We start from the raw sequence: 15,100 nt of genomic DNA on the forward strand, positions 1-15,100 counted from the left end.
CCTCTTGCAGGATCGCGCGCGCCTGGTCCCGCATGGCCGCGGACGTCACGGGCGTCAGCATGATCGTGCACCGCGTGTGAGTGAACAGCGGGTCGACGGCGACCACGCGCCGCGCGTCCAGATCCAGCCGGACGCACGCTGCCGTCGCGTCATCGCCAACAGGCAGCACCAGACAAAGCGCCGCGTCGGACGGCGTGTCCGCGGTCTCGAGCGTGGCGCCGCCCGCGGCCACGCGCGCCGCCAGCATGGCGCGGAAAGGAAGCTCGGACGGCGCGATCCACACGGGGATGCGCGGGTCCGCCACCACGGCCGCGCCGCAGTCGTCCTCCGCCTCCACGCGCTTGCCGTCCGCGTCGTACCGATAGAACCCCTGACCCGTCTTGCGCCCCAGCACGCCGCCCGCCAATCGCTGCCGCGTGATGATCGACGGCTGATGCCGCGCCTCGTCGAACCATTGGCGATAGATCGACTCTCCCGCCGGATGCGACACGTCCAGTCCGGTCAGGTCGAAGAGTTCGAAGGGGCCCATGCGAAAGCCGCACGCATCGCGCAGGATGGCGTCGATGCCGGCGAAGTCGCAGATCTGCTCGCCCGCAATGCGCAAGGCTTCGGGCTGATAGCCGCGGCTGGCATGGTTGGCGATGAAGCCCGGCGTATCGCGCGCCACGACGGGCGTGTGGCCCAGGCGACGCGTGAACGCCGTCAGCGTGTCGGCCAAGCCTGGCGCACTGCGCAGGCCGGGAATGACCTCCGCCAGCTTCATTCGCGGCACGGGGCTGAAGAAGTGCAGACCGCCGACCCGCTCCGGCAACGCGCATCCGCTAGCCACCTCGGTGACCAGGAGCGACGACGTGTTGGTCGCCAGCACACATTGCGGCGTGACGACCGCCTCCAGCTCGCGGAAGAGCGCCTGCTTGGCAGGCAGCGACTCGACAATGGCCTCGATCACCAGTTCGCAATCATGCAGATCCTGCAGCGCGTCCGCGGCGATCAGACGCGCATCGGCGCCTTCGGCCTGCTTCCGTGGAATCTTGCCGCGCGTGGCCAACGTCGCGAGCGACGCCAGAATGTCCTGCCGCGCCTGGCTGGCGGCGCCGGCGCGTGTGTCGTGCAGCCGGACCACGTATCCCGCCTGCGCGGCCACCTGCGCGATGCCGCGGCCCATCAGGCCCGCGCCCACCACGCCCACCTTCACGCCTGGCCGGTCCAGGTCAGGAAGACCCGTCGTCGATTCGCTACCCATATTGCCTCAGTCCAATTTGATGTTGGCGTCTTGAATGACCTTCTTCCAGCGTGCCGTCTCGTCGGCCACGAAGGTCCCGAATTCAGCCGGCGTCGAAGGCGTGACGATGTAGCCCAGCGGTTCAACCGTCTTGGGGAAGTCGGCGCCCTTGAGCACGTCGTTCAGCGCGCTGTTCAACTTGTCGATAACCGGTTGGGGGGTGCCCGCCGGCGCCACCAGGCCGTACCAGCCTGACACCTGGAAGCCGGGCAAGCCAGCCTCGGAGATGGTCGGCACCTCCGGCGCCAGCGACAGACGATCCTTGCTGGCAAAGCCCAGCACGCGCACGCGGCCGCTCTGCACCATATTCAGCGAATGCGGGCCGTCAAAGAGTCCGGAGACTTCGCCGCCCAGCGCCGCCGTCTGGGCCGGACCGCCACCCTTGTAGGGCACGTGCAGCAGGTCGATGCCGGCACTGGTCGCAAACAGCTCGATGGCCAGATGCGTGGTGTTGCCGTTGCCCGAGGAAGCCAGGGTCACCTTGCCCGGATTGGCCTTCGCGTAGGCAATCAGCTCGCCCACCGTCTTGGCCGGAAACTGCGAGTTGACGTAGAGCGCCATCGGCAGGGCGGCGATCTTGCCGACCGGCGCAAAATCCTTCTCGGTGTTGTACGGCAGGTTCTTGTACAGGCTGGGATTGATGGCATGCGCCGCCAGCACCAGGCCGACGGTGTAGCCGTCTGGATTGGCGCGCGCCACGGCCTGCGTGCCGATGCTGGAACCGGCGCCGGGCCGGTTCTCCACCACGATCGGCACGCCCAGCTTCTTGCCCAGCAAGACGGAAAGCGGACGCGCGACGACGTCGGCCGACCCGCCGGGCGGATAGCCCACGATGAGCTGGATGGGACGCTCGGGGTACTCCGCGTACGCCGTGGCCGATACGGCGGCCAATCCCAGCGACATGGCGGCCAGAACGCCGCCCTTCTTGATCTTGTGCAACAGGGTCATGGTGTCTCCTTCACTCGTTTTTATTGCGCGCGTTGCGCGTCAGGGTTCGATAAACGTCACTTCATCGGCGTAGGCCAGGGGCGCGGCGGTGGCCGCCTGCAACGCTTCGCGCGTCAGGCCGCGCAACATGCGGCGCACGACGAAGCCGCGCGCCGGATCGATGTCGATGACCGCCAGGTCCGTGTAGATCACGTCGGCCACGCCTGGACCGGTCAACGGCAGCGTGCAGGCGCTGACCAGCTTGGAATTGCCGTCGCGGTCGCAGTGCTGCATGGCAACGGCAACGCGGCGCGCGCCCGCCACGAGGTCCATCGCGCCGCCGATGCCGGGCACGTCGCCCGGCAGGCCAAGCGACCAGCTGGCCAGATCTCCGTTGGGCGCTACCTGAAAACCGCCCAGAATGGTCAGATCCAGATGCCCGCCGCGCATCATGGCGAACGACGTTGCCTGGTCGCAGATCGAAGACCCCGGCAGCAGTTGCACGGACACCTTGCTGGCGTTGATCAGGTCCGGGTCGGGCGTCTCGCCGTCGTGCAGACCGCGCAGGCCGAGGATGCCGTTCTCGCTGTGCAGAATGATCTCTTTGTCCGGCGCGATGCAGCCCGCCACCAGCGTGGGAATGCCGATGCCGACATTCACATAACTGCCGTCGGGAATGTCGTCCGCGACAATCTGCGCCACGCGCAGGCGGGAGAGGGGTTTAACCGTCATGGCGTGCCTCCAGGCGTACGACGCTTTGAACGAAGATGCCGGGCGTGTGCACGGCGTCGGCGGCGAGTCCGCCCAGCGGCACGATTTCGTTGACCTCGGCAATGGTGTGCCGCGCGGCCATCGCCATGACCGGTCCGAAGCCGCGCGCGGCCAGGCGGTAGGTCAGGTTGCCCCAGCGGTCCGCCTGATCGCCCTTGAGCAACGCAAAGTCTGCGGGCAGCGGATTCTCCAGCACATAGCCCTTGCCTTCATAGACGCGCTGCTCCTTGCCGTCGGCCACCGGCGTGCCGTACGACGTGGGCGTGAAGAACGGGCCCAGCCCGGCGCCGGCAGCGCGCATACGCTCCAGCAGCGTGCCCTGCGGCACGACTTCCAGTTCGATCTTGCCCGCGCGGTACAGGGCAGTGAACACGTCAGACCCCGACGACTTGGGATACGAGCAGATCACCTTGCGCACCAGGCCGGCCGACAGCAATGCCGCCAGTCCGTAATCGCCGGTGCCCGCGTTGTTGCTCACAATGGTCAGGTTGCGCGGTCCCGCGTCCTTCAACGCGTGCAGCAGCGCGCAGGGCAGACCCGAGTCGCCGAAGCCGGCCACCATCACGGTGGCCCCATCGCCGATCACACTGACCGCCTCTTGCAGCGAGGGAGATATCTTGTCGATCATGAACACTCCCTGCGGCGCGCGACACGCCGCAGGGCTCCAGGTTGGATGAATGAAATCAGAGCGCGGCCGCGGTGCCCAGCACGGCGGTGGACTGGCTGGACAAGGTGGCGCCGTTGCCGTGGACCAGCGCGATGTCGGCGGACCGCTGACGCGCGCCGGCCTGGCCGCGCAACTGCGCAACCGCCTCCAGCACCAGGAACACGCCGTACATGCCGGGGTGGCCGAACGACAGGCCGCCCCCATTGGTGTTGACCGGCAGCGACCCGCCGGGGCCGATGCGGCCGCCCTCCACGAAGCGGCCGCCTTCGCCCTTGGGGCAGAACCCCAGGTCTTCCAGGAACAGCAGCACATTGATGGTGAACGCGTCGTACAGGCAGACGAGGTCTACGTCCGGCACTTGCACGCCGGCCTGCGCCAGCGCCCGCGGCCCCGAGCGCGAGGCCGCGGTGACGGTCAGGTCCTGCATCGAAGAGATTTGCCGATGCCAGACCTCGGTGGCATTGCCCAACACATAGACCGGCGGTTGCGCCAGATCGCGCGCGCGGTCCGACCGCACCAGTACGAACGCGCCCGCGCCGTCGGTCAGGAGGCAGCAGTCGCGCACCGTCAGCGGATCGCACACCGGCCTTGCGGCCAGCACCTGATCGAGGCTGAGCGGATCGCGCGACCAGGCGTCCGGATTGAGCTGCGCCCACTCGCGCGCCGACACGGCCACCTGCGCCAGCTGCTCGCGGGTGGTGCCGTATTCGTGCATGTGGCGTGCGGCAGCCAGCGCGTAGGCGGTGATGGGCTGCAGCGGCTCGTACGGCGCCTCGAAAGGCTGCGGATCCAGCGCCGCGCGCATCTTGCCGACGGCGGCCCGGTTCATCGTGCCCGAGCGCTGCGTGCTGCCATAGCAGACCAGCACCGCGTTGCACTCGCCGGACATCAGCGCGTGGACGGCGGGCGCCAGGTGCGCGACGAAGCTCGAGCCGCCCAGCATGGTGCTGTCGATGAACGTGGGCTTGATGCCCAGGTATTCGGCCACCGGCATCGCCCACATCGTTGCCGACGCGCTGCACGTGCAGAGGCCGTCGATGTCGCTCATGCGCAGGCCGGCATCCGCCACGGCGCGCGCGCTCGCCTGCGCCAGGATTTCCATTTCAGTGAAGCCGGCGGCGTTGCCCAGGCCTGCGTGGCCGATGCCGGCAATCGCGGCCGCGCCGCGAAATGTGTTCTCTTTCATGCTTGCTCGTCCAGACTGAACACGACGCGGTTGGCGTCGCCATGGGCGCGCACCACGGCGCGCACGGCGTCGCCGATGCGGGGCCGGGCGGCAGGGGCGTTTTCGACGCGGCTCATCATGCGAAAGCCTTCTTCCAGATCGACGAGGCACACGTTATAGTCGCCGCCCGCCTCGGGCGAACGCCGGACCGTGGTGGTCGAATGAATGACGCCGCGGCCGCTCGGCTCGAACCAGTCAAAATCCCCGCCGCCGCACTGCGGGCAGATCTGGCGCGGATAGAAGACCGCCAGGCCGCAACCGCCACAGCGCGGCACGCGCCACACGCCCTGCGCCAGCGAACTGAAGTACGTCTGCTCCACGCCGACCGGCGCGTCCGTCTTGTGCACGGTGCTCATGCGCGGGCCTCCTGATGGGGATAGCCCAGCGCGCGCGAGCGGGCGCACGCCTGGTCGGCCAGCGCGGGCGCCTGGCCCAGATAGTTGGCGGGGTCGGTGATGCGCGCCAACGCCTCGCGGTCGAAGTGCTTGCTGACCTCGGGCGAATCCAGCAACGCCTCGGCCAGGCTGCACCCGCGTCCCAGCGCCGCGCGGCAGGCGTCGTAGACGATGTGATGCGCGTTGTGCCGGCCCAGCGCGGGCGCCAGCTCCATCATGACGGCCTCGGCCACGATCAGGCCGTGCGTCAGGCCCAGATTGGCGCCCATGCGTTCCACGTCCACGCTCAGCCCGCCCAGCGCGAATCGGGCCTGATGCAGCGCGCCGGCCGTCAGGATGAAACTCTGCGGAATGGCGATCCATTCCGCATGCCACGGCCCCGTTGCGCGCTCAAAGTCCTGCACCGCGGCATCCAGCATCAGGCCGGCGTGCTGGCGCACGGCCTTGGCCGCCGCGAGCATCAGTTCGCTAGAGATGGGATTGCACTTTTGCGGCATCGTGCTGCTGGCGCCACGGCCCTTCACGAAGGGTTCGCGCAGCTCGCCGAATTCCGTGGACGCCATGATCATCACATCGGTGGCGACCTTGCCCAGTGAACTGGCGATCAATGCCAACAGGTTGACCACCTCGGCCAGCGAGTCGCGCGCAACGTGCCAGGTCGTGGCCGGGACGGCCAGGCCCAGTTCCTTGGCCAGTTCGCGCTGCACCGCCAGTCCGTGCTCGCCCATGGAAGCCAACGTGCCCGCCGCCCCAGCAAGCTGCACGCACAGCACGCGATCGCGCAGCTGCGCCAGCCGTTCCTGATGCCGGTCGAACATCGACAGCCAGACGCCCGCCTTGTAGCCGAACGTGATGGGCAGCGCATGCTGCAAATGCGTGCGCCCAGCCATCGGCGTCGCGCGGTGACGCTCGGCCAGGCCCGCCAGCACTTCGCGCACTTCGGACAAGTCACGCTCGATCACGTCCAGGCCGGCGCGCACCTGCAACACGATGCCGGTGTCCATGATGTCCTGCGTGGTCGCGCCCCAGTGCAGATATCCGCCCGCGTCGCCGCATTGCGTGGCAAGCTGCTCGACCAGCGGGAGGATGGGGTAGCCCACGATGTCGGTCTGCTGACCCAGCCCGGGCAAATCCAGTTCGCCGGGCTTGACGCGGGCGGCGATCTGTTCGGCGGCCTCGGCCGGAATCAGCCCGAGTCGGGCCTGCGCGCGGGCCAGCGCGACCTCGACCTCGACATAGCGCGCAAGCGTCGCCTGATCGGAGAAAATCTCGCGGGCTTCGGCCGTGCCGAAGGCGTCACGAAAGAGAACAGAGTCGAGAACCGTGGTGGCCCCGCCCAGCAGAGAAACCGGCATGCTAACCTCGCTGAAACCACGAACATATCAATATGTTCGAACATATAGGAAGTCTAGGGATGCTTGGCGGACCGGGATATCGGGGTATACCCGCAGGTGCTTTGGAAAAGACTAGGAGCAATCCATGACACGGATGACAGCGGCGCGCCTGACGGCCGCGCTGAGCGAGGCGATCGTCGCGGGCCATCACAAGGTCGGCGACCTGCTGCCCACCGAATTGGAATTGGCGGCGCAGTACGACACCAGCCGGCACACGGTGCGGCTGGCGCTGCAAGAATTGCAGCAACTGGGTCTGGTATCGCGCCGCAAGAACGTCGGCACGCGCGTCGAGTCGGCGCGGCCCGCGGCCAACTACAAGCAGGCGCTGACTTCAATCGAGGGCGTGGTGCAGTTCGGCAAGGCGCACATGCGCGAGGTCATCGACGTGGCCGACGAAGTGGCCGACCTGACGCTGGCGCAGACACTGGGCTGTGCGGGCGGCACGCGCTGGCTGCGCATTTCAAGCCTGCGCCGCAATCGCGACGATGCGGCCAATCCGATCGGATGGACAGACGCATACCTGGACCCGGCCTATCGCGACGTCGTTCCGCGCGTGCGCGACAACCCGCAGGAATTGATCAGCAGCCTGATCGAGGCGAACTACGGCGTGAACATCGTGCAGATCCGCCAGGACATCGAAGCGGTCGCGCTGCCGGCGCGCGTGGCCGGTCCGTTGAACGCCGAGGCCGGCTCACCCGCGCTACGCATCTTGCGCAGCTACATCGACACGACGCGCCAGACCGTCGAGATCAGCGTCACGTACCATCCCGCCAGCCGTTTCCGGCTGACGATGGCGCTGGACCGGCATACGGAATAAAGCAAAAAAGGTAGGCCACGCACCGTCACGGTGGCCTACCAAGGCCGACATCGTTGCAGCCTGCGCAGTGCAGGCCGCGCATTGCAGCCCTCTCGTTGCAGCCCAATTACTTCGGCATGAGCACCGTGTCGATGACGTGGATGACGCCGTTATCCGCCACCACGTCCGTCTTCACGACCTTGGCGTTATCCACCATGACCGTCCCGCCATTGACCGTCACCGTCAGCGGGCTGCCTTGAACGGTTTTCACCTGGCCTGCCTTCACGTCCTTGGCCATGACCTTGCCCGGCACGACGTGATAGGTCAGGACCTTGGTCAGCGCCGCCTTGTCCTTCAACAGCGCGTCGAGCTTGTCCTTCGGCACCTTGGCGAAAGCCTCATCGGTCGGCGCAAACACGGTGAACGGCCCCGGACCCTTCAGCGTGTCCACCAGGCCGGCCGCCTGCACGGCGGTCACCAGGGTGTTGAACGACCCCGCGGATTTGGCGGTGTTGACGATGTCGGCGGCCTGCGCCGTGCCCAGCGCCAGGGTGAGCGAAATACCTGCCAGAAGACGTTTCATGATTGACTCCTTGTCCCGTGAACATCCGCGAAAAGCGGGGTTTGCGCAAAGCGGCGTCGAGATCGAAATTGAACCGCTTGAGGAGAAAATTTACGCGTCGGACGGCTTCTCGTCCACGTTTTGAACCGCTATTATTCAAACTTATCGGTTCAATATCGGGTCAACTGAAACCATGGAATCCAAGCAACCGGATGACGGCCGCATCACCTACCGCAGCGGCGTGGCGGCGCGGCTGGCGGGACTGTCGCCCGAGACCCTGCGCGTCTGGGAACGCCGCTACAACCTGTCGGGCGCGGAACGCTCGGCGCGTGGCCAGCGGCTTTATTCCGCCGAGCAGGTTCGCCGGCTCAGCCTGCTCAAGCAGCTGGTCGATCAGGGTCACGCCATCGGCGTGCTCGCCCCCATGTCCGTGGATCAGTTGCAGGAACTGGCGGGCGCCGCCGCGCACCAGCCCAAGACGCACGGGCCGTTGAGGCTGGGCGTGGTCGGCGCCAACCTGGCGCGGCGCATTACCGGCAGCGGACGCGACGGCCTGGACGTGATCGTCCAACACAGCTGGCCCCACCTTGAACAGGTCGCGCTCACGCCGCAGGACACCGGCGTCGAGGTACTGGTGATCGAACAGTCCGAACTGCACGAGAGCGCCTTGCCGCTGATCGTGGCCGCCGCGCAAGCATGCGGCCAAGCGGCCGTCGTGGTGCTGTACCGGTTCTGCGCCAGCGCGACCATCCGCGCGTTGCGCGCGCACGGCTGCCTGGCCGCCCGCGTTCCTGCCGACACCGGCGAGCTGCTGCAGTTGTGCCGGTCCGCGCTGGCGGGCGAGCGGTTGCCGACCGCGCCACAGCATCCGACCCTGGAGCTGCGCTTTGACGAGCATGCGCTCTTGACCATCATGGCGTCCGGTAGCGGCCTTGCCTGCGAATGCCCGAAGCACCTGGCCGATCTGTTGCTGATGGTGGGCAGCTTCGAACGCTACAGCGTCCAGTGCGCGTCCCGCAATGAAGACGACGCCCAACTGCACAGCGAACTCGGACGCGCAGCCGGGCAGGCACGCGCCATCCTGGAAGTTGCGATGGAACGCCTGGCCAGAGCCGAAGGGCTGCCGTTGCCGGCGGGGACGCCGAAGACCGACACCCAAAAGAAAACGCGCTGAAGGCAGAGCAGTAAGACCCTGCCTTCAGCGCGTGGCGCGTGCAAAGGAACGAGCCCGGATTCAAACCCGTTGCCGTACAGGCATCGGCATTGAACCGGCCCCGCCCCACGAGGCTCAGAAGCGCGTCATCAGCTTGAACATGCCCGACTGCTGGCGATTGCCGCCGCCAAACTGCGCGTCGTACGCCACGCCAGCCGTCGTGTTGCGCGTGATCGCCACTTCGGCGCCCAGGCCCAGCACGGCCGCGTTCTGCGCGATGGGAACGCCCGACACCGTGAAGGTGCTGCCGCCCTCGAAAGCCAGCTTCTGCGTGGGCTTCACATCGCCCATCGCATGGCGCCAACCCACCGTGGCCGTCAGGCGGCCCGGCGCGTCATCCGTGCCGATCAGCATGGCGCCGCGCAAGCCCAGCGTGGTGCTCGTCACATCGTCCTTGCTGCCCTCGCCGCGCAGGGCCGCGCTGCCGCCCGTTTCCTGGAAGTCGCGCGTGCGGACCTGGTTCCATGCCACGCCGGCAAAGGGTTCGATGGCGTAGGCGTCGCCTAGCGGCAGCTTGTAACCCAGTTCCGTGAACACCTGCGTTGACGACGCGTTATACGACGACTCGAGGCGCTGGTTCAGGCTGCCGGCCGCGATATTGCGCTTGGAATCGATCTCGTGCCAGGTGTAGGCCGCGCCCACCATGAAGCGCACATGTCCGGGACCGGCTTCAAAATTCTTGCCGCCGAAGACCGTGGCCGTGTAGCTGTCCACGCGCATGCGCGACGACACGTCGGAGATCGAGTTGTGGCTGCCGGTGTACCCGACCGCGCCGCCCAGACGCCAACCGCCGCCCACGTCGCCGTCACCGCCGACAAAGAGACCGCCCGCGGACTGATGCACGGTGGACGCATTGCCGTCGCCGCCGAAGGTGCTCCAGTTGCCGAAGGCCTGCGCCCAGATCGGCGATGCGCCGCTTTGCGGCAGGGCGTCTGACGACGACGCGCCCAATTGGGCCGTCGGCCGGCCGGCGCGCATCGGCGCGTCGAGGTTGCCGCGCAGATGCGACAGCGGCAGGGTGGTCACCGCATCACCCTGGCCTTGCAATACGCTGCCGGTGCTGGCGTACGCTTCGCCGGACAGTTGCTTCAAGGCCGCGCGCGCTTGCGCGGGAGACATGGCCAGCACGGCCGCCGTCACCTGGCTTGCACCCGTCGTCTTGCCTGCGCCATTGCCGCTGGCGATCAGCGACGAGTCGGCGCCGGGCGTGACGGGCGTGGTGACGATCGGGGCGGATTCATTGCCGTTGCCGGTGCCTGCCGCCGCCGAGCCATTGCCCGTCGTTGCCGATCCGTTGCCCGTCGTTGCGGAACCGTTACCCGTCGACGCCGAGCCGTTGCCCGCCGAGGCCGACCCATTGCCCGTCGATGCGGATCCGTTGCCCGCCGATGCAGAGCCGTCGCCAGCCGACGCCGAGCCATTGCCCGTCGACGCGGAACCGTTACCCGCCGAAGCCGAGCCATTACCGCTCGAAGGCGGCGCTTCCTGATCCAGCGCTCCACCGACGTTCGTTTCGTTCTCCGAACCGCCTACGCTGCCGATCGGCACGTCGTTACGCGAGAGCGTCATGAAAGCATTCTTCGCGTCATAGCTGAGCGACGGCGTCAGGAACGCGTAGTTGCTCGACACGCCCGTGAACCGGCCTTGAATGCCGCCGTCCGCGGTCAGGATGTTGTACGTCGTGCGCGGCGCGTAGTTGCCATTGGGCCCCACATGCGCGACCGTGCCGTCCAGCGTGGCAACGCCGGTCACATGGATGCGGTCGCTCAGCGTGCTGGTCGGATCGGCGTGCACGCGATAGATCGTGTCCTGGCCGAAGTTGAGATTGCCGTTGACCGTCAGCGTGCCCATCGGCGTGCCGTCGTTACCCGGCGAAATCACCGCCGTGGGGTACAGCGTCGTGCTGCCGACTTGGCCGACACCTGCCAGCACCACTTCGCGGCCGATGTCCATCGGGCCGTTCAGCTTGCCGTTGATCTCCAGCGCGCCGTCGGCGATGAAGATGGGGCCGGTCAGGTTGCTGCTGTCGCCGTTCAGGATGATGGAGCCGACGCCGGTCTTCACAAAACCTTCCGTGCCTTGCAGCGGGTTGTCGATGATGTCGACAAACTGGCCGGCCGCATACGTGCCGTCGCCGACGACGATGACGGGCGGGTTGCCGCCCGTGCCCGCCAGCGTGATCGGCGCGCCTTGCAGGCGATAGCGGTCCGTGGCGAACTGCAAGCCCGACGCACGCACCGGACCGGCGCTGCCGTCCACAGTGACCGTGCCCGCCGCGCCCGTGAAGATCGCATAGCCGCCGCTGGGCAGGGCGCCCGTGGCGTTCGTCGGGCTGCTCCAGTTGCCGCTCGTCGCCGTCCACGTACCGCTGCCGCCGCCCGCGGTTGCCGCGGAGGCCACACCATTGCCGTTCCACAGATTGGTGGTGCTGGGACCCAGGACCAGGTTGATGTGCTTGTCGCCGGTCAGCGTCTGGATCGTCGCGGCCGGCGCCGAGTCGCCGGAGACCGTGCCCAGCGTCAGTCCGCTGCCGCTCAGCGTGCCGCCGTACGACATGATGCGGTAAAAGCCCGCGTTGACCCCGTGCGTGCTGACCTTCACGTTCAACGTCGCGTTGTTCAGGGCAACGTTGCCGCCCACCTTGATGTTGTCGCCCGTGCCGGGTTGCGTGATGGGCAGTCCGGCGTAGCCGGTTTCGAAATCAAAGACACCGTTGTTGATCGACAGATTGCCGTTCACCACGAGATTGCCGTTGGAGACCCCCGTCGGCGTGTCCACCCAGTATCCCGGCGCCACGCGGGAATTTCCCGTCACGTTCAGGTCGCCACCGATCGACCCGAAACCCGCCACCGTGCCATTCGACATGGCATTGACGTTGCCGCCGATCGCCACGCCCGCACCGCCGCCATTACCGCCAATAACCGCCGTGCCGCCGTTGACATCAATGCCGCCGGGAAAGTTGGCCGACCCGTCAAACACCTGCGTATTGCCCGACCCGAGGGTCAGGTCCGCAGCGGTGACGTTCCCCACGTAGGACGCGCTCAGGGCGAGCGTCGCCGTCAGCCACTTCTTTGTGCCGTATGCCAAAACTTCAATCCTCCGGATTAATCGAGCTTCCTTTCACACATTGCCGATATGTTTAAAAAGTATCGACAAGTAATAATGCAGCCGGCGTGAATTTAGGGTCAGCTCTCGAAAAAAGGAGGCAATGTATAACGATTTTTTTACGTCCCCGTTAATAAATGGGGTTATATCCCGTTAATTATCAAAATAGGTCTACGGCATACGACCGATCTTTGTAGGAAGCACTACGCGCGGGTTATCCGAAGTATTTATATTGGTCGATCGGATACCATCTTTGCGAGGCGAACAGCCCAGTTGGATACCATCCGCTCCCCTTACGGTGCCGGTTATCGGACAGCGACTCACATACATTTCCGAAACAAAATGACACGACGGACTGGTCGACCCTTACCTTTTTGATTAATCCGGTCGGCGCTCCGCGCCCAACCTCAAAATGCGTATGAGCCGGGTGATTAATACCGCTAGTGAAAACGCCGCACGGGTTCTCACAGTTTTGGAACCGCATTCAGGGCACTGCGTGGCAACGTCGTGCCTCGCCACCAAGCGTTCCACGGACCACTTCAGTCCACCATTACGCTGCTCAAGCTGGCGGATCCGCTGCAATTCGTCCCGGCTTTGGACGGCGCGCAGATAAGCGCGCAGCCCGTCGAACGGTGGCCGTGTCTCACTGCGGCAGTCGGGCGTAACCATGTTCTCTCCACCCACCTATTGCGCCGGTGAGGCGGCGGCCACGGCGTCCGGCAGCGGAAACGTCACGCTCAAGCACACGCCACGCCCCTCGGCGCCGTCCTCCAACGTGACGCGCGCATTGTGCGAGCGGGCGATCCTTGCCACCAGGGCCAGCCCCAATCCGCTACCGTGGCTTGGCGCACCGGGCCCGCGGTAGAAGGGGTCGAAGATGCGCTCGCGCAGCGGCCGTGCGATGCCCGGGCCGTTGTCCGACACCGCCAACGTGACACTGTCGGCCGCCCGCTCCACCGCCACCCGGATCGAACTGCCGTCGCCGCTGTACCGGCCCGCGTTGTCCAGCAGGTTCCGAACCAGGATGCCCAGCGCATCGACCTGGCCCAGAATCTGGCCCGGGACGGCATCCACGGTGAGCTGCTGGCCGCGATGGACGAACGACGCCTGCATGTCCCGCAGCACAAAGCCCACGACGGAAGCGAGATTCACCGGTTCGAGCACGATGTCGTTCCTGTCGGTGCGCGCCAGGTCCAGCAGCTGCTCGACGATGCGCGCGCTGCGGCGGGTCGTCTCGGCGATCTTCTGCATCAGCATCTTCGCTTTGACGGGATCGTTGACCCGATATGCCGTATCCGCATACACGGCCAGCACCGCCAACGGCGTGCGCAGTTCGTGGGCGGCGTCGCCGATGAATCGCCGCTCGTTCTCGACGAGCGTCAGCACCCGCCGCTGCCGCTCGTTGATGGCGCGTATCAAGGGGCCCACTTCGGCGGGCACCGCGCGTTCGTCAACGGTCACGCCGTCGGTCACGCTGGCCTGCGCGATCTCCCGGCCGGCGCGGCCGAGCTTGCGCGTCGAACGGCAGACCACGAACATCGTGACGCTGCCGATTCCGGCAAACATCAGCAGCGTGATGATCGAGCCCAACTCGAAGCGGTCGGCAAGCCCCGCGTAGAACGCGCGCGTCGGCGTCGCGGCAACGATCTCAAAGCGTGCCGTCTCGTCCAATCCCGCATAAACGCGCCAGGTGTCGCCGCCCAAGAGGACGCACGAGAATCCGATGGAATTGACCTGCGCCATCCGCGTCCGTGGCGCGTCCGTCGACGCCAGCACCAGCCGGTTCGTCACGCGGTCCCAGACCTGGATCTCGGTCTTGCCGATGGATTGGCGCAACAGGACGGCGGGGACGGGCAGGTCGCGGGTGATGTCCTGCGTCACCGGCACCATCGCCAGAAAGAACGCAACGCTGTCGACCACCGCGCTCAGCTCATGATCGCGCGCCCCAGACTCTGTCCGCGTCAGGCTGCTCCAGTACAGACCGAACTGCACCAGCCACGACACCAGCAGCGCGCTGAAGATGCCCAGCAGAATCTGCGCGCGCATCGAATTCGTGACCCGGCGCATCAGCTGCCGTCCCGGGCCAGGCGATAGCCTTGGCCATGCACGTTCTCAATGGCGTCCTTGCCCAGCTTGCGCCGCAGGGCGTGAATGAACACGGCGATCGTATTGCTTTCGCCGGGCCGGCCGGCGCCGTAGAGATGCGCGCGCAGTTCTTCGGTGGACACCAGCCGGTCGGGATGCCTGAGCAGCATCTCCAGCGTGCGGAACTCCTGCTCGGACAGGCGCGTCGGCACCTCGTCGACAAAGGCCTCGCGGCGCCCGGGGTCCAGCTTCACATGACGCCAGGCCAACACCTTGTCGCCCGCCACGCCGCTGCGCCGGAGCAGCGCGCGCATGCGTGCAAAGAGTTCTGTGGGCTCGAACGGCTTGATGACGTAATCGTCGGCGCCCAGATCCAGCCCCTTGATGCGGTCGCTCAAGGCATCCCGCGCGGTGATCAGGATCACCGGCGCCGCGTCGCCACGCCGGCGCAGAAAGCGCAGCACGTCCAGGCCCGATCCGCGATGCAAGCCGATATCGAGCAGCACGATCGTGAAGGCATGCTCCAGAAGCAGCACCTTGGCGGCGTCGACTTCCTGCACCAGCGTCACCGCAAAGTCCAGCTCCTCGAGGGCCAGCGTCAGTGCGTCCGCGAACATCGCGTCGTCCTCGACCAACAGCACCCGCATGTCAGTTCCCCTCTGTGGGCGTTGTCAGCCT

Annotated in this window: 14 protein-coding genes; 3 read left to right on the forward strand and 11 right to left on the reverse strand. The window is 66.6% G+C overall.

Going from position 1 to position 15,100, the window contains the following annotated elements:
* The 7 genes from B3446_RS08735 to B3446_RS08765 form a co-directional block, all read right to left on the reverse strand.
* Positions 1-1,243 (reverse strand): 3-hydroxyacyl-CoA dehydrogenase NAD-binding domain-containing protein (locus tag B3446_RS08735; RefSeq protein ID WP_291379852.1); only part of this gene is annotated, 1,243 nt, incomplete at its 3' end.
* 6 nt (positions 1,244-1,249) lie between these two features.
* Positions 1,250-2,230 (reverse strand): Bug family tripartite tricarboxylate transporter substrate binding protein, encoded by a 981-nt coding sequence (locus B3446_RS08740; protein WP_291379854.1) that lies wholly within the window; start codon positions 2,228-2,230, stop codon positions 1,250-1,252.
* 39 nt (positions 2,231-2,269) lie between these two features.
* Complete coding sequence (locus B3446_RS08745) at positions 2,270-2,941, reverse strand: CoA-transferase (protein WP_191576359.1); 672 nt, start codon at positions 2,939-2,941, stop codon at positions 2,270-2,272.
* A complete protein-coding gene (locus B3446_RS08750) occupies positions 2,931-3,608 on the reverse strand; it encodes a 3-oxoacid CoA-transferase subunit A (RefSeq protein WP_191576358.1) in 678 nt (225 codons plus the stop codon). Before B3446_RS08750 ends, B3446_RS08745 begins: the two co-directional genes overlap by 11 nt.
* 55 nt (positions 3,609-3,663) lie before the next feature.
* Complete coding sequence (locus B3446_RS08755; protein ID WP_191576357.1) at positions 3,664-4,833, reverse strand: thiolase; 1,170 nt, start codon at positions 4,831-4,833, stop codon at positions 3,664-3,666.
* Positions 4,830-5,228 carry a Zn-ribbon domain-containing OB-fold protein gene (locus B3446_RS08760; RefSeq protein ID WP_291379858.1) on the reverse strand — a complete coding sequence of 133 codons (399 nt, stop codon included), beginning with the start codon at positions 5,226-5,228 and terminating at the stop codon, positions 4,830-4,832. The genes B3446_RS08755 and B3446_RS08760 overlap by 4 nt, the downstream gene beginning before the upstream one ends.
* On the reverse strand, positions 5,225-6,622 hold the full coding sequence (locus tag B3446_RS08765) for a class-II fumarase/aspartase family protein (RefSeq protein ID WP_291379860.1): 1,398 nt from the start codon (positions 6,620-6,622) through the stop codon (positions 5,225-5,227). The genes B3446_RS08760 and B3446_RS08765 overlap by 4 nt, the downstream gene beginning before the upstream one ends.
* Before the next feature lie 124 nt (positions 6,623-6,746).
* Between B3446_RS08765 and B3446_RS08770 the strand changes: the two genes are divergently transcribed.
* Complete coding sequence (locus B3446_RS08770; protein ID WP_191576354.1) at positions 6,747-7,478, forward strand: GntR family transcriptional regulator; 732 nt, start codon at positions 6,747-6,749, stop codon at positions 7,476-7,478.
* Positions 7,479-7,584: 106 nt separating this feature from the next.
* Here the strand turns inward: B3446_RS08770 and B3446_RS08775 are convergent, their stop codons facing one another.
* Positions 7,585-8,040 (reverse strand): fasciclin domain-containing protein, encoded by a 456-nt coding sequence (locus tag B3446_RS08775; RefSeq protein WP_291379862.1) that lies wholly within the window; start codon positions 8,038-8,040, stop codon positions 7,585-7,587.
* Here B3446_RS08775 and B3446_RS08780 point away from each other — a divergent pair.
* Positions 8,039-8,164 carry a hypothetical protein gene (locus B3446_RS08780; protein WP_291379864.1) on the forward strand — a complete coding sequence of 42 codons (126 nt, stop codon included), beginning with the start codon at positions 8,039-8,041 and terminating at the stop codon, positions 8,162-8,164. The genes B3446_RS08775 and B3446_RS08780 overlap by 2 nt on opposite strands.
* Positions 8,165-8,212: 48 nt before the next feature.
* On the forward strand, positions 8,213-9,193 hold the full coding sequence (locus B3446_RS08785; protein ID WP_291379866.1) for a MerR family transcriptional regulator: 981 nt from the start codon (positions 8,213-8,215) through the stop codon (positions 9,191-9,193).
* Between the two features lie 114 nt (positions 9,194-9,307).
* Here B3446_RS08785 and B3446_RS08790 read toward each other — a convergent pair whose 3' ends face one another.
* The 3 genes from B3446_RS08790 to B3446_RS08800 form a co-directional block, all read right to left on the reverse strand.
* Complete coding sequence (locus B3446_RS08790) at positions 9,308-12,319, reverse strand: autotransporter outer membrane beta-barrel domain-containing protein (protein ID WP_291379868.1); 3,012 nt, start codon at positions 12,317-12,319, stop codon at positions 9,308-9,310.
* 702 nt (positions 12,320-13,021) lie between these two features.
* The gene (locus B3446_RS08795; protein ID WP_291379870.1) at positions 13,022-14,383 is read right to left on the reverse strand and encodes a sensor histidine kinase; all 1,362 of its coding nucleotides are present in this window, start codon (positions 14,381-14,383) and stop codon (positions 13,022-13,024) included.
* A gap of 20 nt (positions 14,384-14,403) precedes the next feature.
* On the reverse strand, positions 14,404-15,069 hold the full coding sequence (locus tag B3446_RS08800) for a response regulator transcription factor (protein WP_291379872.1): 666 nt from the start codon (positions 15,067-15,069) through the stop codon (positions 14,404-14,406).
* Positions 15,070-15,100 lie beyond the last annotated feature (31 nt).

The sequence above is a fragment of the Achromobacter sp. UBA5777 genome (assembly GCF_002418565.1).
In the GTDB taxonomy this organism is placed as follows: domain Bacteria; phylum Pseudomonadota; class Gammaproteobacteria; order Burkholderiales; family Burkholderiaceae_B; genus Achromobacter; species Achromobacter animicus.

Bases quoted from the DNA above. Each gene is read 5' to 3' on its own strand.
- B3446_RS08770 (WP_191576354.1), top strand. From the start codon at position 6,747: ATGACACGGATGACAGCGGCGCGCCTGACGGCCGCGCTGAGCGAGGCG.
- B3446_RS08780 (WP_291379864.1), top strand. From the start codon at position 8,039: ATGATTGACTCCTTGTCCCGTGAACATCCGCGAAAAGCGGGGTTTGCG.
- B3446_RS08750 (WP_191576358.1), bottom strand. From the start codon at position 3,608: ATGATCGACAAGATATCTCCCTCGCTGCAAGAGGCGGTCAGTGTGATC.
- B3446_RS08800 (WP_291379872.1), bottom strand. From the start codon at position 15,069: ATGCGGGTGCTGTTGGTCGAGGACGACGCGATGTTCGCGGACGCACTG.
- B3446_RS08785 (WP_291379866.1), top strand. From the start codon at position 8,213: ATGGAATCCAAGCAACCGGATGACGGCCGCATCACCTACCGCAGCGGC.
- B3446_RS08740 (WP_291379854.1), bottom strand. From the start codon at position 2,230: ATGACCCTGTTGCACAAGATCAAGAAGGGCGGCGTTCTGGCCGCCATG.
- B3446_RS08745 (WP_191576359.1), bottom strand. From the start codon at position 2,941: ATGACGGTTAAACCCCTCTCCCGCCTGCGCGTGGCGCAGATTGTCGCG.
- B3446_RS08755 (WP_191576357.1), bottom strand. From the start codon at position 4,833: ATGAAAGAGAACACATTTCGCGGCGCGGCCGCGATTGCCGGCATCGGC.
- B3446_RS08760 (WP_291379858.1), bottom strand. From the start codon at position 5,228: ATGAGCACCGTGCACAAGACGGACGCGCCGGTCGGCGTGGAGCAGACG.
- B3446_RS08765 (WP_291379860.1), bottom strand. From the start codon at position 6,622: ATGCCGGTTTCTCTGCTGGGCGGGGCCACCACGGTTCTCGACTCTGTT.
- B3446_RS08775 (WP_291379862.1), bottom strand. From the start codon at position 8,040: ATGAAACGTCTTCTGGCAGGTATTTCGCTCACCCTGGCGCTGGGCACG.
- B3446_RS08795 (WP_291379870.1), bottom strand. From the start codon at position 14,383: ATGCGCGCGCAGATTCTGCTGGGCATCTTCAGCGCGCTGCTGGTGTCG.